General features: G+C 73.1%; 7 protein-coding genes and 2 pseudogenes. 5 read left to right on the forward strand and 4 right to left on the reverse strand.

Going from position 1 to position 19169, the window contains the following annotated elements; all coding sequences use genetic code 11:
* Positions 1–209: 209 nt before the first annotated feature.
* On the forward strand, positions 210–3230 hold the full coding sequence (locus ACXN5W_RS13290) for an AfsR/SARP family transcriptional regulator (protein WP_473158550.1): 3021 nt from the start codon (positions 210–212) through the stop codon (positions 3228–3230).
* A 34-nt stretch (positions 3231–3264) separates the two neighbouring features.
* Here the strand turns inward: ACXN5W_RS13290 and ACXN5W_RS13295 are convergent, their stop codons facing one another.
* Positions 3265–5115 carry an amino acid adenylation domain-containing protein gene (locus ACXN5W_RS13295; RefSeq protein ID WP_473158551.1) on the reverse strand — a complete coding sequence of 617 codons (1851 nt, stop codon included), beginning with the start codon at positions 5113–5115 and terminating at the stop codon, positions 3265–3267.
* Entirely contained in the window at positions 5108–8305 is a 3198-nt protein-coding gene (locus tag ACXN5W_RS13300; protein WP_473158552.1) for an amino acid adenylation domain-containing protein, read from the reverse strand. Before ACXN5W_RS13300 ends, ACXN5W_RS13295 begins: the two co-directional genes overlap by 8 nt.
* Before the next feature lie 189 nt (positions 8306–8494).
* On the opposite strand from ACXN5W_RS13300, the gene ACXN5W_RS13305 reads away from it, so the two are divergent.
* From ACXN5W_RS13305 to ACXN5W_RS13320, 4 genes and pseudogenes are all read left to right on the forward strand, one after another.
* Positions 8495–8710, forward strand: a complete 216-nt coding sequence (locus ACXN5W_RS13305) for an MbtH family protein (protein WP_473158553.1) — start codon at positions 8495–8497, stop codon at positions 8708–8710.
* Between the two features lie 35 nt (positions 8711–8745).
* Positions 8746–15204 (forward strand): amino acid adenylation domain-containing protein, encoded by a 6459-nt coding sequence (locus ACXN5W_RS13310; RefSeq protein ID WP_473158554.1) that lies wholly within the window; start codon positions 8746–8748, stop codon positions 15202–15204.
* A 20-nt stretch (positions 15205–15224) separates the two neighbouring features.
* Positions 15225–17000: pseudogene (locus tag ACXN5W_RS13315) on the forward strand (amino acid adenylation domain-containing protein); the annotation flags it as partial.
* 81 nt (positions 17001–17081) lie between these two features.
* Positions 17082–18353, forward strand: a pseudogene (locus tag ACXN5W_RS13320) (condensation domain-containing protein); the annotation flags it as partial.
* A 4-nt stretch (positions 18354–18357) separates the two neighbouring features.
* On the opposite strand, the gene ACXN5W_RS13325 reads toward ACXN5W_RS13320, so the two are convergent.
* Complete coding sequence (locus ACXN5W_RS13325) at positions 18358–18558, reverse strand: response regulator transcription factor (protein ID WP_473158555.1); 201 nt, start codon at positions 18556–18558, stop codon at positions 18358–18360.
* Positions 18558–19166 (reverse strand): response regulator transcription factor, encoded by a 609-nt coding sequence (locus ACXN5W_RS13330; RefSeq protein ID WP_473158556.1) that lies wholly within the window; start codon positions 19164–19166, stop codon positions 18558–18560. The genes ACXN5W_RS13325 and ACXN5W_RS13330 overlap by 1 nt, the downstream gene beginning before the upstream one ends.
* Positions 19167–19169: the final 3 nt, after the last annotated feature.

Raw genomic sequence — 19169 nt, forward strand, 5'->3', positions numbered from 1 at the left:
TCAAGGTCCGATTTGACAGAGCGTCACCGTCTACACTCGACCTGCTACCGCCAAGCGCCGCACGGTGCCTTCGCGGCGCGAGGCTCCGGACCCCGCACAGCCCCCTGCTGAACGCGCTGGTCCGGACGGGGTGCTCGGCGGTGGCGCGGCACTGGTGAGGGGGGTTCCATGGCAGGAACGGGGTCGACGGACGACGCGGGCGAGCGAACATGATGGCTGCGCCCGAGCTGACGATCGAGCTGCTCGGTCCGTTCCGGCTGTGGCGGGGCGCGGTACACGTCGACACCGGCTCGGCACAACAGCGGGCCGTGCTGGCGTTGCTGGCGCTCAACGCCGGTCGGGTCGTCCGGCTCGTGGATCTGGTCGACGCCGTCTGGCCACACGGCGCACCGCCGTCCGCGGCGAACGTGGTCCAGACCTACGTGAAGCGGCTGCGGCGGGTCCTCGAACCCGACCGGCGACCGCGCCGGCCCGCCGAGGTGCTGCTCACCAGCGGGGACGGCTACCTCCTGCGGGTGCGGGAGGAGCAGGTGGACGTGTTCCGGTTCCGGACCGTGATGATCGAGGCGCGGCGGGCCGTCGACGCGGGCCGACGGGAGGCCGCGCTGGCCTGCTTCGCGCGCGCGTTCGCCAGGTGGCGGGACCTGCCGCTGTCCGACGTGCCGGTGCTGTCGGAGAACCGGGCGGTCGCCGAGCTGATCGAGGAGCACGCGTCGGCGTTGTGCGAGTACGCCGATGTCGCCATCGCGGCGGGCCTCGCGGGTGAGGTGCTGCCGATGCTGCGCCGCGCCGCGGACGGTGCGCCGACCCACGAACGGCTGCACGCCCGGCTGCTCGCCTGCCACCGGTTGCTGGGCCACCGGACCACCGCCTTCGAGGTGTACCGGCGCATCCAGCGGCAACTGCGGGACGACTTCGGGGTGGACCCGAGCCCGGAGCTACGCGCCGCGCACCTGGAACTGCTCGCCGACGAGTCCGCCGCGGCACCGGACCTGCCGCCGGTACCGGCGCCCGCCCAGCTGCCACCCGACATCGGCGAGTTCACCGGTCGGGACCGCGAGCAGGGCATCCTGCTCGACGCCCTCAACGCACCGGAGACCCCCGCGGCGGTGCCGGTGTGGGTGATCGCCGGGATGGGCGGCATCGGCAAGACCGCGCTGGCGGTACGCGTCGCCCACCGGCTCGCGGCGGCGTACTGGGACGGGCAGTTGTTCGCCGACCTCACCGATGCGCAACCGGCCGAGGTGCTGGCGCAGTTCCTCGTCGCGCTCGGCGTCGACCCGTCGATGGTGCCGGCGGGCCTCACCGACCGGATGGCCATGTACCGCAGCCGGACGGCGGGCCGCCGGGTCCTGGTCGTGCTCGACAACGCCACCTCCAAGGCGCTGGTCCGCCCGTTGCTGCCGGGCTCGGCCACCTGCGCCGTGCTCGTCACCAGCCGGTCCCGGCTGCCCGCCCTGCCCAACGCCGGGCTGGTGGACCTGGGGCAACTGTCGTACGTCGACGCGGTGTCGTTGCTCCGCACCGTCGCGGGACGGTCCATCGACGATCGGGACGACGACGCGCGGACCGTCGTCGCGTTGTGCGACCGGATGCCGCTCGCCCTGCGGATCGTCGGCGCCCGGCTGGCCCGCCGGCCCGACATCACCCTCGCCCGGTTCGCGCACCGGCTCGGCGACGAGAAGGCCCGCCTGGACCTGCTGAGCACCGGCGAGGTCGGCGTCCGGGCGTGCTTCGACACGACCTACGCGGAGCTGGGCGAGGCCGCCCGGCGGGTGTTCGCGTCGTTCGGCCTGCTGCGGCTCGACACCGTCGCGAGCTGGGTGCTGACGGTGTCCACCGGCCTGTCGCACGCCCAGGCGGAACTCGCCATCGACGAACTCGTCGATACCCAGCTGTTCACCGCGCTCGGCACCGACCCGACCGGCGAGCCGCGCTACGGGATGCACGACCTCGTCCGGCTCTACGCGGCGGAGCGGGCGGAGCTGACCGGTGAGGAACGGCGCGAGCAGGTCGGTCGGGTGCTCGCCGCCTGGCTGGCGCTGGCCCGGGAGGCGGATCGCAGACTGCCGTACCGGACGTTGCCCGACCCGGCCGGCGCCCAGCCGGAGCTGCCGACGCCGTTGGTGTCCAGGTTGCTCGCCGATCCGCTCGGCTGGTTCGAGGTGGAACGGGACCAGCTGCGCGGTCTGGTCGGCCAGGCGTGCGAGGCCGCGCTGCCGGACCTCGCGTGGCAGCTGGCCGACGCCTGCGCGGGCTTCTACGAGACCCGGGAACGCTACGACGACTGGCGGGAAACCCACCTGGCTTGCCTGGCGGCCTGTCCGGAGGTCAGCGTCGGCGCCTTCACGATGGCCCGCAACCTGGCCTACCAGTACAGCCTGCCGGTGGTGCAGGGCGCCGCGGTGGCCGAGTTCGCGCGGCGCGCCCTGGACATCGGTACGGCCCTGGGCTTCGCCGACGGCGTGGCGCAGGCCCGGGCCCTGCTGGCGGTGGCCGCCATCGCGCAGGCGATGTTCGACGAGGCGGTCGATCTGGTCGACAAGGCCCGGGTCGGGGTGCTGCCGGGGAGCCTGGTGGACCTCGCCACGCTGGGCGTGCTCGGGGTGGTCTGCCGGCTGCGCGGCGACCTGGACACCGCCGCCGCGCATTTCGGCACCATGCTGCGGCACGTCAGCGGGCGCCGACACAACGGCTACGAGCTGGTCGCCATGCGCATCCTAGCCATCATCCGGCGCGACCAGCACCGGTACGCGGAGGCGACCGAGATCCTCGCCGACGGGATCGCCCTGGCCCGCGGGGTCGGCGTCCGGGCCAGCGAGCTTCTCCTGCTCATCGAGCAGGGCGAGGTGTCCGCGCTGGCCCGGCAGCCGGGTGCCGCCGCCGACCTGACCCACGCGGTCCGGCTGGCCGAGAGCATCTCCAGCGAGATCGGCGCCGCGCTCGCCTGGCGGGCCATGTCCACGGTCGACATCCTGAGCGGCGATCTGAGCACCGCCAGGGAACGCCTGACCCGTTCCCTGGCCGTCCAGCAACGCCACGGACTCCCCTACATCGAAGCCCGCACCCTCAGAGCACTCGGTGAGGTACACGCCCGGCTGGGTGACCCGACGGCCGCGACCGAGTCCTGGCAACGCGCCCGGGCCATCTACACCCGCCTCGGCAACCACGCCGAGAGCACGGCCATCGACCACGATCTGCGAACGCTCACACCCGACGGCGTCAAGTAGCCTCTCCCGGTCGACCACCCCGGCCGGGCACGCGTCAGGTCAGGAGCTGGTCCTCCACCTCGCTGTCGGACAGCGTCGCCACATGGTCCCGGATGGCCTGCTCCAACTCGGCGGCGAACCGCGCGACGGTCGACGCCTCGAAGATCGTGGCGAGCGGCAGTTCCACCGGGAACCGTTCCGCGAGGATGGCGGTGACCTGGCCGGCGAGCAGCGAATGCCCGCCGAGATCGGCGAAGAAGTCCTCGTCGACGCCGACCCGGTCGACGCCCAGAACCTCCTGCCACACCTGTGCCACGGCCTCCTCGACAGCGGTACGCGGCGCCGTGTAGGGGGTCGCGGCGCCGGTGGGCGCCGGCAGCGCGCTCCGGTCGACCTTCCCGTTGGGGGTCAGCGGGAACCGGTCCAGGAACACCCAGGCCGCCGGCAGCATGTGGTCCGGAAGGGTGGTCGCGAGGTGGGCGCGCAGCGCCTCGACCGACGGCGGATCGACGCCGGCCGCGACGTGGGCAACCAGGGCGTGCTCCCCGGTCGGGGCCAGGTAGGTGCCGACCACCGCGCCGTCGACCCCGGGGGCGCGCCGGAGGGCGACCTCGATCTCACCGGGTTCGACCCGGAATCCACGGACCTTCACCTGGTGGTCGAGCCGTCCGAGGTAGGCGACGAGGCCGTCCTCGCGGACCCGGACGAGATCGCCGGTCCGGTACACCCGTCCGCCCGGCACCGTCCCCGACGGGTCGGGCACGAACCGCTCGGCGGTCAGCGCTGGTTGGCCGAGGTAGCCACGGGCCACCCCCGGCCCGCCGAGCAGCAGTTCGCCCTGGTCGGCGGGGCGCAGCTCGTCGTCGGTGACCATCAGGTAGGTGTTCGCGATGGGTCGGCCGATCGGGATGCTGCCGTCCGTGTCGGCCAGGGTGATGTTCCGGTACGCGCACGCGAACGTGGTGCACTCGGTCGGTCCGTACCCGTTGGCGACCTCGACGTCGTGGGCCTCGATCACCTGACGCACCTGGGCGGGCGGCACCACGTCTCCGCCGACGATCAGCTGCCGCACCCCGGCGACGGCCGCCGGATCGGTCTGCACGATGTGCTGGAACAACCCGGACGTCAGCCACATCACGGTGACCCCGAACTCGTCCACCGCCCGGCGGACCGTCCCGGCCGTGGGCATTCCGGGCGGCAGCACGGCGAGGGTCGCACCGTTGCCCAGCGCGCCCCAGATCTCGAACGTGGACACGTCGAAGCACAGCGAGGTCAACAGGAGGAAGACCTCGTCGGGACCGAAGTCGGCGTAGTCCGACCCGTGCACGAGGCGGACCACGCCACGGTGGCTGACCTGGACGCCCTTGGGCCGACCGGTCGACCCGGAGGTGTACATCGTGTAGATCAGGTTGTCCGGGCCCAGCGGCACGTCGGGCGCCGTCGTCGGCAGCCCCGAACCGGCCAGCTCGGCCAGGTCGATGACGAACGGGTCGACGGCGAGCGCGCCGGCGGTGAACCGGTCGGTGAAGCGGGCGTCCGCCACCGCCACCGCCGCGCCGACGTCCGCGATCATGAAGTCCAGCCGCTCGCTCGGGTAGTCGGGGTCCAGCGGCACGTAGTAGGCACCCGCCTTGAGGATGCCCAGCATCGCCACCAGCAGCTCGATCCCGCGTTCCATGCACAGCGCGACCGGGTCCTCCACCCGTACGCCGTGGGCGCGCAGCCGGTGCGCCATCTGGTTCGCCCGGCGGTCCAGCTCGCCGTAGTCGATCCGCCGGTCACCGGCCCGGACCGCGACCGCCGCCGGGTTCGCCGCGGCGTGGCCGGCGAAGAGTTCGTGTACGCACACGTCCGGCACCTTGATGTCGGCGCCGAGGTGGACGAACGGCCGCAACGGTTCAGGCATTCTCGGGCTTCCCTCTCTGGTCGATCAGCTCGGCCAGCGCCGCCACGGTCCGGGCGCCGAAGAGCTGGCGCAGTGCGATGTCGGCACCGAACGCGGGGCGCAGCCGGGCCAGCACCCTGGTGGCGGTCAGCGAGTGCCCGCCGAGGGTGAAGAAGTCGTCGTGTGCGCCGACCGTCTCGATCCGCAGGACCTCGCGCCAGATGGCCGCGATCGCGATCTCGGTCGGGGTCGTCGGCTCGACATGACCGGCGTCCGACGCGCCGGCGAGCGGGTCCGGTTCCGGGAGGGCGGCCCGATCGACCTTCTTGCTCCCGGTGAGCGGCAACTCGTCGAGCTGGACCCAGTGCGCCGGGATCATGTATTCCGGCAGCCGCTGGGCCAGGGCCGCCCGCAGGGCGGGTACGTCCAGGCCGAAGCCGTCGTGCGGCACCACGTACGCGACCAGCCGCTGGTCGGGCATCCCCCGGGCGACCACCGCGGCGGTACGCACCGACCGGTGCCCGAGGAGCACCGCCTCGATCTCGCCGAGTTCGATCCGGTAGCCACGGATCTTCACCTGCTGGTCGATCCGGCCGAGGAACTCCACCGCCCCGCCGGGACGGAACCTGGCGAGGTCGCCGGTGCGGTAGAGCCGGGCGCCGGGCCGGGCGCCGTACGGGTCCGGTACGAACCGGTCCGCGGTCAGGTCCGGCCGGCCCCGGTAGCCGCGGGCCACCCGGATCCCACCGATGCACAGCTCGCCGGGAGCGCCGATCGGCACCGGCAGCAGGTCGTCGTTCAGCACGTACACCGAGGTGCCCGCCACGGGCCGGCCGATGGGCAGCACCGCCTGCGGCCCGTCGACGTCCAGGCCGTCGTCGTCCCACTGCAACAGGCTGCTGATCGTCGCCTCGGTCGGTCCGTAACAGCCGACGAACCGGCCGGGGAGCCCGGTCGCCCGCCAGCGCCGCACGTCGTCCAGGGTGACCACGTCGGCGCCGACGTTCATCATGGCCAGGCTCGCCAGGCGGTCCTCGTCGGGCGGCAGCGCGTCGAGCACCTCCCGGTAGTAGTGCGGGGTGATGTTCATGCTGGTCACCCCGTGCCGGGCGATCCGGGCCGGCAGCTCGCCCGGACTCCAGAACAGCGGGTCGCTGAGCACCACGGTGGCTCCCCGGGTCAGGGAGGCCCCGACCTGCTCCAACGAACCGTCGAAGATCAGCGCGGCCAGGGACAGCACGGTGTCCCCGTCGGTGATCCCGTAGGCGTCGGTGATCACCGCGCAGTGCTCGGCGTAGGAGCCGTGCTCGACCAGCACGCCCTTCGGCCGGCCGGTCGACCCGGACGTGTAGATCAGGTAGGCCGCGTTGTCCCGGTCGTGCCACCGGGGTGGATCGGTCACCGGTCGCGCGCGGATCCGCTCGGCGTCGCGGTCGAGCACGATCGTGCGGTAGTCGGCGGCGGTGAACAGCGAGGCGGTCCGCTGGGCGGTGAGCAGCACCCGCACGTCGGCGTCCGCCGTGATGAAGGCGAGCCGGTCGGCCGGGTGGTCGGCGTCGAGGGGGACGTAGACGCCGCCCGACTTGAGCACGGCGAGCATCGCCACGACCGCGTCGACGCCCCGCTCCAGGCAGACCCCGACCGAGGTCTCCGGCCGGACGCCCGCCGCCCGCAGGTGGTGGGCCAGCCGGTTGGCCTCGGTGTTCAACGTCCCGTAGTCGATCTGCCGCTCGGCGGCGACCAGCGCCACCGCGGCCGGCGCGGTGGCGGCGCGCCGCTCCACCAGCTCGGGCATGGTCAGCTCGACCACCGGCGCCGGTTGGTCCGGGCCGCTCCACCGCCCGCACACGGTGGCCAGCTCGTCCTCGGGGAGGATCGTCAACCGGCTGAGCCGCAAGTCCGGGTCGGCGACCACGCCGCGCAGCAGCACCACGAACTGCGCCGCCAGCCTGCGCATGGTCTCGGCGTCGAACAGCGCGGTGGCGTAGTGCAGCACGCCGCCGACCGAGCCGTCCCCGCGCTGCTCCAGTTGCAGGCCGAAGTCGAACGTCGACGAGCTCCAGTCCACGTCGACCTCGGTCACGTCGAGACCGGCCGGCGCGAACGCCGGGGTGCCGACCTCGTGGAGGCTGTACATCACCTGCACCAGTGGGTTCCTGGACAGGTCGCGGTCCGGTTGCAGCTCGTTCACCAGGTGGTCGAAGGGCAGGTCCGCGTTGCCGAACGCGCCCAGCGTCACGTCCCGGACCCGGCGTACCAGTTGCCGGAAGGTGGGGTCTCCGGACAGGTCGGTACGCAGCACCACGGTGTTCACGAACAGCCCGAGCAGATCTTCCAGGTCGGCGTGTGATCGGCCGGCCACCGGGGTGCCGAGCGCGATGTCGGGGTGCCGTACGTAGTGGCCCAGCAGCGCCACGAACGCCGCGAGGTAGGACATGAACGGGGTGGCCTGGGCCGCTCGTCCGACGGCGACGAACTCCTTCGCCAGGTCGGCCGGCACCGCCACCGGGACGGTGGCCCCGGTCGCCTGCCAGAGCGCCTGATGCGGCCGGTCGGTGGGGAAACCCAGGGTGGGCAGGTCGGCGAGTTGCCCGCGCCAGTAGTCCCACTGCTCGTCCGCGAGGGCGGCCGTCAGAGATTCCCGCTGCCACAGCGCGAAGTCCGCGTACTGGACCGGTGGTTCGGTCAGCCGGTGCGGCTGGCCGGCGCGGTAGGCCCGGTACAGCTCGGTCAGCTCGGCACCGAGCACGCCCCAGGACCAGGCGTCGAACGCGATGTGGTGCACCACGACCACGAGCAGGTGGTCGTCCGGGGCGTAGCCGACCAGGTGGGCCCGCATCGGCCACTGCCCGGTCAGCGCGACGGGGAGGTGCAGTTGCCGCCGGACGAAGTCGACGGCGTCGGCGTCGCGCAGGTGCGGTTCCAGCCCCGGTCGGCGCAGCGTCGTGAGCAGGCCCGCCCGGGGCGGGTCGATCAGCTGGACCGGCGTGCCCGCCACCGAGGCGTACCGGGTGCGCAGCACCTCGTGCCGGGCGACCACCTCGTCGACGGCGCGGCCGAGCGCCCGCTCGTCGACCTCGCCGCGCAACCGCAGGACCAGCGGCAACAGGTACTCGGTGCCGCCGGGACGCAGCTCGTCGAGGAACCAGAGCCGTTCCTGGGCGAACGACAGTGCCGACCCCTGGTCCACCGGCTCCCCCGGTCCCGTCATGGCGCGCCTTTCGGCAGCGTGTTGCGCATGGGCTCAGCCTGCGCGGGCGACGGGGCGCGGCACAGAGTTTGAGCGGACACAACGCGCGCGCAGTGGCACGCGCACGGATGACTGCGCGTTTGTCTCTTACCCGGCACCCCCGGTCCTGGGCAGGCTCACGACTGCCGCCCGACACCGAGGAGAGACACGATGGCCGACGAGGAAGAGGACACGCGCGTCTACCGCGTCGTGCGTAACGACGAGGAGCAGTACTCGATCTGGCTGGCCGACCGCGAGCTGCCGCTCGGCTGGTACGCGGAGGGGACCGTCGGCTCCCGTCAGGAATGCCTCGACCACATCGCCGTGGTCTGGACGGACATGCGACCGCTGAGCCTCCGCCGCCGGATGAGCGAGGCCGCGAACTAGGACCCGGGTCGAAGATCCGGTAGGGAGAACCAGGTTTGAGCACCGAATCGGTCGCCCGCCGCGCGGAACTGCTGCGCAGGTACCTGGGCGGGGCCGCACCGGCCCGGCCCGACGACGAGATCGGCCCGGTGGACCGGTCCGCCCCGCTGGCGCTGTCGTTCACCCAGTCGCGGATGTGGTTCGTCGACCAGCTGCGGCGCGCACCCGGCGAGTACCTCATCCCGGTCGGGTGGCGGATCCGTGGTCCGCTACGGGTCGCCGCGCTGCGGGCCGCGTGGGACGAGGTGGCCCGCCGGCACGAGGTGATCCGGACCCGCTACGTCGAGCGGGACGGCCGAGCCGTCCAGATCGTCGATCCGGCGGCCGATGTCGACTTCACCGTCGCCGACCTGCGCGGGCTACCCGCCGCGGACCGGGACGACGCCGCGGCCGGGTGGGTCGACGCGCAGTTGCGCGTCCCGTTCGACCTGGCGACGCAGCATCCCTTCCGGCTGCGGCTGACGCGGGTCGCCGACGACGAGCACATCCTGGCGCTGGTGGCCCACCATATCGCGTTCGACGGCTGGTCCACGGCGGTCCTGGCCCGGGAACTCGGCGAGCACTACCGGACCTTCGCCGAGGGCGGGCCGCCGACCGGGAACGAGCCGACCGGGGACACGCCGCCGGTCGAGGACACGGCGCCGACCCGGGACGCGCCGCCGGTGCAGTACGCGGACTTCGCGGCCTGGCAGCGGGGCCGCGGGACCGGCCCGACGGCGACCGCGCAGCTCGACTACTGGCGCACCCAGCTGGCCGGGCTCACCCCGGTCGAACTGCCCACCGATCGGGCCCGGCCGGCCGAGTTCGACCCGACCGGGGCCACCCACCTGTTCACGGTGCCGGCGGAACTCGCCAGCGCGGCGGCGGAACTCGCCCGGCAGCACCGGGCGACCCCCTTCGTGGTGCTGCTCGCCGCGTACCAGCTGATGGTGGCCCGCTACACCGGCCAGTCCGACATCGCGGTCGGCACCCCGGTGGCCGGCCGGAACTCGGCGCAACTGCACCACCTCATCGGCGCGTTCCTCAACACCCTGGTGCTGCGCGCCCGGGTCGGCGTGGGCACCTCGTTCGCCGAGCTGCTGACGCAGGTCCGCCGGGTCACCCTGGACGCGCTGGCGCACCAGGACGTCCCGTTCGAACAGCTGGTGGAGGAGCTCGACGGCAGCCGGGACCTGGCCCGCAATCCGCTGTTCCAGACCATGTTCGTCCTGCAGAACACCGAGCGGGCCGCGTTCGCCGGGGCCGGCGTGGTCGCGACGCCGCTGCCGCTGCGGTGGCACAGCGCCAAGTTCGACCTGACGATGTACCTGACGGAGGAGCCCGACGGGTCGATCTCCGGTGTGCTGGAGTATCCGACCGCGTTGTTCGACGCGGCCACCGTCGCGCGGATGGCCGGGCACTACCGCACGCTGCTGCGCGGCGCGGTCACCCAACCCGACGCCGACGTCGCCGACCTGCCGGTCCTCACCGAACCGGAGCTGGCGCAGCTGGCGCGGTGGAACGACACGGCGATCGACTACCCGACCGGGCAGACGCTTGTCGATCTGGTGCGGCAGCAGGTTTCCGCGGCGCCGAGCGCCACGGCGGTGATCGCCGGTGACATCGAGCTGTCGTACGCCGAACTGGACCGTCGGGCCGACGGGCTGGCCGCGCGGCTGGGCGTACTCGGCGTCGGACCCGAGTCGGTGGTCGGGGTGTGCCTGGACCGTGGCGTGGAGCTGGTGGTGGCGCTGCTGGCCGTACTCAAGGCCGGTGCCGCGTACCTGCCGTTGGACCCGGGTTACCCGACCGCCCGCCTGGCCCACATGCTTGCCGACTCCGGCGTCGGGGTGGTGATCAGCGAAGCCCGGCTGGCACCGGTGCTCGGTGACTTCGCCGGAACCCTGGTGCGACCCACCGAAACCGCGGATCCCCCGGTGGCGGTGCGGTCGGACGAGACCAACGCGGCCTACGTGATCTACACGTCGGGTTCGACCGGCCAGCCGAAGGGGGTGGTCATCGAGCACCGCGGCATCGTCAACCGGCTGCGCTGGATGCAGCAGACCTACCAACTCGGCCCCGACGACCGGGTGCTGCAGAAGACCCCGTACAGCTTCGACGTGTCGGTCTGGGAGTTCTTCTGGCCCCTGACCAGCGGCGCCACCGTGGTGCTGGCCCGGCCGGACGGGCACCGCGACCCGGCGTACCTGGCGGCCGAGATCAACCGGCAGCGGGTGACCACCGTCCACTTCGTACCGTCGATGCTCCGCGCCTTCCTCGCCGGTACGACGGAGGCGCTGCCGTCGCTGCGCCGCATCGTGTGCAGCGGTGAGGCGCTGCCGTCGGATCTGGTGACCGAGACGCTCGCCCGGGTGGGCTGCGAACTGCACAACCTGTACGGCCCGACCGAGGCGTCCGTCGACGTGACCGCCACCCGGTGCCGGGCCGGCGAACCCGTCACCATCGGCAGGCCGATCGCCAACACCCGGGTGCACATCCTGGACCGGCACCTGCGGGCGGTGCCCGTCGGCGTGCCGGGCGAACTCATGCTCGCCGGCGTCCAGCTCGCCCGGGGTTACCTGAACCATCCCGCGCTCACCGCGCAGCGGTTCATCCCCGATCCGGCGGGCACCGGCGACCGGCTGTACCGGACCGGGGACCTGGCCAGGTTCACCCCGGACGGCGCCGTCGAATACCTCGGCCGGCTCGACACCCAGGTGAAGCTCCGCGGTTTCCGGATCGAGCTGGGCGAGATCGAGGCGGCGCTGTTGCGCCATCCCGGCGTCACTGCAGCCGTGGTCGCGGTCCGCGACGACGCCCTGATCGGATACCTGGTGCCCGCCGGGCCGGCGCCGGCGCCGGACGAGCTGCGCGGGTACCTCGCCCGTACCCTGCCCGACCACATGATCCCGTCGCGCTGGGTCGAGCTGGCGCAGCTTCCCCTGACCAGCAGCGGCAAGACCGACCGGGCCGCACTGCCGGCCCCGGACCGGGCCGCCGGGTCGGCCCGCCGGTACGCGCCGCCGCGCACCCCCGCCGAGGCGGCGATCACGGCCGCCTTCGCCGACGCGACCGGGGTCGAGCCGGTGGGGATCCACGACGACTTCTTCGAGCTGGGCGGGGACTCCATCCGCGCCATCCGGGTGATCGGAGCGCTCCGCGCGGCCGGGATCACGGCCGACATCTCGGCCCTCTTCCGGCACCGGACGGCGGCGCAACTGGCCGCGGACACCGCCGAGGATGACCTGCCGGCGGCCGGTCGGACCGGGCCGGAGCGCTTCGAGCTGGTCGGCGCGGCGGACCGGGAGCGGCTGCCCGGGCACCTCGAAGACGCCTATCCGCTGTCCATGGCACAGGCGGGCATGGTCCACGAGATGCTGGCGGGCGTGGAGCGCGGGCTCTACCTGAACGCCCTGACGTATCCGGTGCGGGACAACCGGCCGTTCTCGCTCCCCGCGCTCCGGGACGCGGCCGCGATGCTGGTGGCCCGGCACGAGATCCTGCGCACCGCCATCGAGTTGACGGGGTACTCCGAGCCGTTGCAGCTGGTGCGTCCGGCGGCGTCGCTCGAGATCGGCTACCGCGACCTGCGTGGCACTCCGCCCGACACCCATGACGGGGAAATCCGCGACTTCCTGGCGGCGCAGCAGCGCGTCGGGTTCGACCTGGCGGAACCCCCGCTGCTGCGGTTGCACGTACACCAGCTGACCGGGTCGCACTGGCAGCTCACCGTGACCTACGTCCACGCCATCCTCGACGGGTGGAGCCAGAACGCCCTGGTCGGCGAGCTGGTGGACAGCTACGGCGACATCCTGGCCGGGCCGGCCACCGGCACCGCACGGCCGGCGCCGACGGCCCGCTTCGTCGACTCGGTGGCCGCCGAGCGGACGGCGCTGGCCGGCACCGCCGACCGGGACTTCTGGTCGGCCGCCCTGAGCACGACGAACCGGCTGACCATTCCGGAGAGCTGGGCGGGCCCGGCCGAGCAGCCGCGTTACCGCAGCCGCACCGTACCCTTCGCCGACCTGACCGACTCGCTGCGCTCGCTGGCCCGCCGGGCGGACGTCCCGCTCAAGAGCGTCCTGCTCGCCGCGCACGTCACCGTCCTGGGCATGATCAGCGGCGACACCAGCGGCGCGCCGGCCTTCCACAGCGGTCTGGTCTGCAACGTCCGCCCCGAACGGGTCGACGGCGACGAGGTACGCGGCATGTTCCTCAACACCGTCCCGCTGCCGGTCAGGCTCGACGCGCCGTCGTGGACGGCGCTGGCGAAGGCCGTGTTCGACGCCGAACTGCGGCTGTGGCCGCACCGCAGGTTCCCGCTGCCCGCCATGCAGGGGGCCTGGGGTCGGGGCAGTCCCCTGGTCGAGGTGTTCTTCAACCACACGGACATGCACGTGCTGGACGGCGGTCCGATCGACAGCGACGGCATCATCGACAACACCCCGAACGAGTTCGGGCTGTCCGTGTCCACGGTGCCCGGCAGGTTCACGCTGGAGGCGTTCACCAGCACGATCTCCGACGAGCACCTGGACCTGCTGGCCAGGAGCTACCGGCAGGTGCTGGAGCAGGCCGCCGCCCACCCGGAGGGCGACCCGCGCCGGTGCGCGCTGCCGCCCGCCGACCGGGACCTGCTGCTGCACCGGTGGAACGACAGCGACACCCCCGCGCCCGACTGGACCATGCCGCGACGGCTCACCGAGCAGGCCGCCGCCATCCCGGACCGGTACGCGGTGCGCTGCGGCCCGCGGCGCGTCACCTACGCCGAACTCGACAAGGCCAGTTCACGGTTGGCCCACCACCTGATCCGCCTGGGGGTACGGGTCGGCGACGTGGTCGGGGTCCTGCTCGACCGGAGCATCGACCTCGTGGTGGCGCTGTTCGCGGTGCAGAAGGCGGGTGCCACCTACCTTCCGCTCGACCCCGGCTACCCACCGGGCCGGCTGGCCGCCATGCTGGCGGACTCCGGTGCGGCGACCGTGATCACCGAGACGTCGCTCGTCGACCTGGTCGGTGATCACGGGCGGCCCCTCGACACCATCCTCGTCGACGGGCACCGCGAGCGCATCGCCGGTCGGCTGGACACGCCGCCGACGCGCCGGCCGCACTCCGGGGACGTCGCGTACGTCATCTACACCTCGGGTTCGTCCGGCACCCCGAAGGGCGTCCTGATCACGCACGGCGCGCTCGCCAACTTCCTCATGTCCATGTGCCACCGGCCAGGTCTGCCGGCCGGCGCCGCCATGCTGGCCCTGACCACGGTGTCCTTCGACATCTCGGCCCTGGAGCTGTATCTCCCGCTGCTCAACGGGGGTGAGATCATCCTGGCCGACCCGGTGGAGGCGCGGGATCCGCACCGCCAGGCGCTGCTGATCGAACGGGACCGGCCGCACGCCATCCAGGCGACCCCGTCGGGGCTGCGGTTGCTGCGGGATTCCGGCTGGTCCCCGCCACCCGGCATGGTCGTGTTGAGCGGTGGCGAGAAACTGCCCGAGCCGCTGGCGGCGGAACTGCTGGCGGCCGGGGCCGTGCTGTGGGACCTCTACGGCCCCACCGAGACCACCGTCTGGTCGACCACGGCCCTGATGTCCCCGCCCGCCCGGGTCGCACAGTGGGCACCGGTGGCCAACACGGAGGTGTACGTGCTGGACGGTGGGCTGGAGCCGGTGCCGATCGGCGTCACCGGAGAGATCTACCTCGGCGGCGCCGGACTGGCCGTCGGATACCACGGCCGGCCGGCGCTCACCGCCGACCGGTTCCGGCCCGACCCGCACTCCGGGCGGCCCGGTGACCGCATCTACCGCACGGGTGATCTCGGCCGCCGGCGACCCGACGGCTCGGTCGAGGTGCTCGGCCGGGCGGACAACCAGGTGAAGGTGCGGGGCCACCGGATCGAACCCGGCGAGATCGAGGCGGCGGTGCTGGGCCACCCCGGGGTCCGGGCCGTGGCGGTGCGGCCGTGGCGTCCCACCGACGGCCGGCTGGAGCTGGTCGCCTACGTCGTGCCCACCGGCCAGCGGCCACCGACCCACGCCGAGCTGCGGGAACACCTCGGTCAGACGCTGCCGGACCACATGATCCCCGCGGCGGTGGTGCCGCTCGCGGAACTACCGATGACCCCGGCGGGCAAGCTCGACCGCAACGCGCTGCCCGCCCCGTCGGCCACACCCACCCGGACCGAGCGGGTGGCCCCCACGACCGACGCCGAGCGAGCCGTCGCCCGCGCCTGGTCCGAGGTGCTCGACATCGACGAGGTCGGCGTGCACGACGACTTCCTCGACCTGGGCGGCCAGTCGATTCTCGCCACCCGGATCGCCGTCCGGCTGCGCGAGACCGTGCACCGGTCCGTGCCGGTGCGGGCCGTCTTCGACCATCCCACGGTGGCCGCGCTGGCCGCCGCGCTGCCCTCCTATCCGGAGCTGGGCGCCAACCGGCTCGCCGGCCCGATCCGGCGGCGGGAACGGAGCGCCCGGTGACCGCGCTGCCGCCCGCCGACTGGAACGCCACCGACGTCGACTACCCCACCGACAGTTGCCTGCACCACCTGGTCGAACGCCAGATCGCGGCCACCCCGGACGCCGTCGCGGTGCGTGCCGACGGCGCCGCGACGACGTACCGGGAGCTCGGCGACGCGGCGGACCGGCTGGCGCACCGGCTGGCCGCGCTCGGCGTCGGACCGGAGTCGATCGTCGGCGTCTGTCTGCCCCGTGGGCTGGACCTGGTGGTCGCGCTGCTGGCGGTGCTCAAGGCCGGCGGCGCCTACCTGCCGTTGGACCCGGACTATCCGGTCGCCCGGCTCGGCTACATGATCGCCGACTCGGGAGCCGCCGTGCTGGTCAGCACGACCGACCTGGCCCCCCTGCTCGGTGACCACCGGGCCGAACAGGTACTGGTCGACGACCCCCACCGCCGGACCGGCCTGGTACCGGTCGACGACCCGCACCACCGGGCCGAGGCGTTACCGGCCGCCGTCACGAGCCGTCCCGGGGCGGCCTCGGTGCCGGAACACGCGGCCTACCTGATCTACACGTCGGGCTCGACCGGCCAGCCGAAGGGGGTGGTCATCGAGCACCGCGGCATCGTCAACCGGCTGCGCTGGATGCAGCAGACCTACCAGCTCGGCCCCGACGACCGGGTGCTGCAGAAGACCCCGTACAGCTTCGACGTGTCGGTCTGGGAGTTCTTCTGGCCCCTGACCAGCGGCGCGACCCTGGTGCTGGCCAGTCCCGGCGGGCACCGCGACCCCGAGTACCTGGCCCGGACGATCGTCGACGAGCGGATCACGACCATCCACTTCGTACCGTCGATGCTGCGGGTCTTCCTCGCCGCGCTCGACGTACCCCTGCCCTCGCTGCGCCGGGTGATCTGTAGTGGCGAAGCGCTGGACCCGGCCCTCGCCGAGGACTTCTTCCGCGGCATCGACGCGGAACTGCACAACCTCTACGGCCCGACCGAGGCGTCCGTCGACGTCACGGCGACACCGTGCCGACCGGGCGAACCGATCACCATCGGCTGGCCGATCGCGAACACCCGTACCCACATCCTGGACGCCGACCTGCGACCGGTTCCGGTGGGTACGCCGGGACAGCTCTGCGTCGCCGGGGTGCAGCTGGCCCGTGGCTACCATGGCAGGCCGGCCCGCACCGCCGAGCGTTTCGTGCCCGACCCCGGATCGCCGCACCCGGGCGGCCGGCTCTACCTGACCGGGGACCTGGCGCGCCACCGGGCGGACGGGGCGATCGAATACCGTGGCCGGCTCGACCACCAGGTCAAGGTCCGTGGCCACCGGATCGAACTCGGCGAGGTCGAGGCCGCGCTCGGCACGCATCCCGGGATCCACGCCGCGGCGGTCGCCGTTCACCGCGCCGGGCTGGTCGGGTACGTCGTCGCCAGCACGCCACTGGACGCGGGCCTGCTCCGCGCGCACTTGGCCCGAACCCTGCCCGACCACATGATCCCGACCCGGTGGGTGGCGCTGGACGAGCTGCCACTGTCCCCCAGCGGCAAGGTCGACCGGGCGGCCCTGCCCGCCCCCGACGGCCGCAGGCCGCTGCTGCGCACCCCGTACGTGGCGACCGGCAGCGTCGACGAGGCCCGGATCGCGGCGATCTGGCAGGAGGTGCTCGGCGTCTCGCCGGTCGGGCGGCAGGACTCCTTCACCGAGCTGGGCGGCCAGTCCCTGGACGCGACGCGGATCGCCGCCCGGGTCCGCCGCGAGTTCTCCGTCCCGATGGGTGTCGTCGACGTCCTCGGGTCCACGGTCGCCGAACTGGCCGCGCTGGTAGGCGACCCCGCCGGTCCGGCGATGGTCACCCCGGCCATCCTGGCCGGGACCTCGGCCCAGCTCCCACTCTCGCACGCCCAGGAACGCATGTGGTTCGTCCAGCGGATGCACCCGGGCAGCTCGATGTACAACATGGTGGAGGCGTACCTGTGCGACGGCGAACTCGATCTGCCCGCGTTGCGCGGGGCGCTGTCGAGCACGCTGGCCCGGCACGAACTGCTGCGCGCCAGGTTCGGCTCGACGCGCGGCGTCGCCTTCCTGACCGTGTCCCCACCGGATGATCGGCCGGCGGAGCTGGTGGTGCGGGCCGACATCGCCGACGTGGACACCGCCCGGAGCGAGGTGCGGGCCCTCGCCACCCAACCGTTCGACCTCACCACCGGGCCCCTGCTCCGGCTGGTGGTGCTCACCCTGCGGCCGGGGCGCTTCGTGCTCGCCGCCATCGTCCACCACATCGTGTCCGACGACACCTCGATGGCGCTGTTCTGGCGGGACCTGAGCGCCTACTACACCGCCGGGGTCGCCGGTGACACCGCACCTGGGCTGCCCCCGCTACCGGTCCGGTATCCCGACTTCGCCGCCTGGCAGCGCCAGCACCTGTCCGCCGACCACCTGAGGTACTGGCGCGACCGGCTCGCCGGCGCCCCGTACCCGGTGGAGCTGCCCACCGACCGGCCCCGGACGGCCCGGCAGTCCCAGGCTGAGGCCACCGTCGAGTTCGTCCTCCCGCCCTCGGTCGTGGCGGGTCTGCGGGCGGCGGCGACGGCGGCGGGCGCGACGGACTTCATGGCGCTGCTCGCCGTGTTCGTCCGGCGGTTCCAGCTCGACACCGGGCGGTCCGAGCTGGTGGTGGCCACCTTCACCGGCAACCGGGACCACCCGGACCTGCAGAACGTGATCGGCCTGTTCGTGAACACCCTCGCGCTGCGGTTCGGTTGCCCGGCGGACGCTCCCTTCGCGGAGCTGTTGGCCGAGGTACGCCAGGTGGCCCTGGCCGGTTACCCGCACGGCGAGACCCCGTTCGACCAGGTCGTCGCCGCGCTGCGTCCACCTCGGGACCTGACCCGCCATCCGATCGCCCAGGTCGCCCTGCAGTACCTCGGCTCCCTCGACGGCCGGGTGACGCTGCCCGGGGTGCGGGCCACGCCGCTGCTGAGCGGTCAGGGGGGTACCCCCTTCGACCTGATGATCACGGTGCGGGACACCGACGACGGGATGGCGGGCACCCTGCACTACCAGCCGGACCTGTACGACGCCTCGACCGCGGCCGGGTTCGCCGCCCGCTACCGCGCGCTCGCCGAGGAGGTGGCCTCCGGTGCCGGAGACGGAGCCACCTCGTGACGGCTCAGATCAGGTTGTTCCGGATGGCGTACGCGGTGGCGTGGGCCCGGTTGCGCAGCCCGACCCGCACCATCAGGTCGTGGATGGTGTTCTTCACGGTGTGCGCCGAGCAACCGAGGATAGTGGCGATCTCGGCGTTGCCGTTCCCCTCGGCCACCAGCCGCAGCACCACGAGTTCACGTTCGAGAAGTCGCGGCTCCACCATCAGATCAACCCGTGCCGCAGCGCGAACGCGACGGCGTGCGCTCGGTTGCGCAGGCGCCACCGCGTGGTGATGTCGTGCACGATGCCGGTGACCGTGCGGGCCGAGTAGGCCAGCGTGCGGGCGATCTCGGCGGTCTCGTGCCCGTCGGCGACCATGCTCAGCACGGCGCGCTCCCGGTCGTCGAGGTCTTCGGGCGGCCCAGCCACCGGGCGGGCGGTCGAGACGGCGGCGAACATGCCGGCCAGCACATCCGGCGGCACGGTGCACTGGCCGGCGGCGGCGGCGCGGACCGCCGAGACGAGCGCCTGGCGGCCGGCCTGCGATCGGCGCAGCACACCGGCCGCGCCCGCCTCGACCGCCGCCAGCGCACCGGCACCGCCCACCGAGGTCGCCACCAGCACCGCGCTGCCGTACCCGGCCACCGACGCGGTGACCGTGCGCACCGCGTCGTCGTCGACCGTGTCGACCACGATCACCGCCACCGCGCGCCTCGCCGGCGCCTGCTCGTCGAGCAGTTCGACCTCCGGACAGGTCAACACGGCGTCGACTCCGGCGCGCAGCAGTGGATCGCCGGTCACCACGAGCACCGGAATCCGGTCGTCCGTCATCAT

The sequence above is a fragment of the Plantactinospora sp. A48 genome (assembly GCF_055793945.1).

Bases quoted from the DNA above. Each gene is read 5' to 3' on its own strand.
- ACXN5W_RS13290 (WP_473158550.1), top strand. From the start codon at position 210: ATGATGGCTGCGCCCGAGCTGACGATCGAGCTGCTCGGTCCGTTCCGG.
- ACXN5W_RS13325 (WP_473158555.1), bottom strand. From the start codon at position 18,558: ATGGTGGAGCCGCGACTTCTCGAACGTGAACTCGTGGTGCTGCGGCTG.
- ACXN5W_RS13305 (WP_473158553.1), top strand. From the start codon at position 8,495: ATGGCCGACGAGGAAGAGGACACGCGCGTCTACCGCGTCGTGCGTAAC.
- ACXN5W_RS13300 (WP_473158552.1), bottom strand. From the start codon at position 8,305: ATGACGGGACCGGGGGAGCCGGTGGACCAGGGGTCGGCACTGTCGTTC.
- ACXN5W_RS13330 (WP_473158556.1), bottom strand. From the start codon at position 19,166: ATGACGGACGACCGGATTCCGGTGCTCGTGGTGACCGGCGATCCACTG.
- ACXN5W_RS13295 (WP_473158551.1), bottom strand. From the start codon at position 5,115: ATGCCTGAACCGTTGCGGCCGTTCGTCCACCTCGGCGCCGACATCAAG.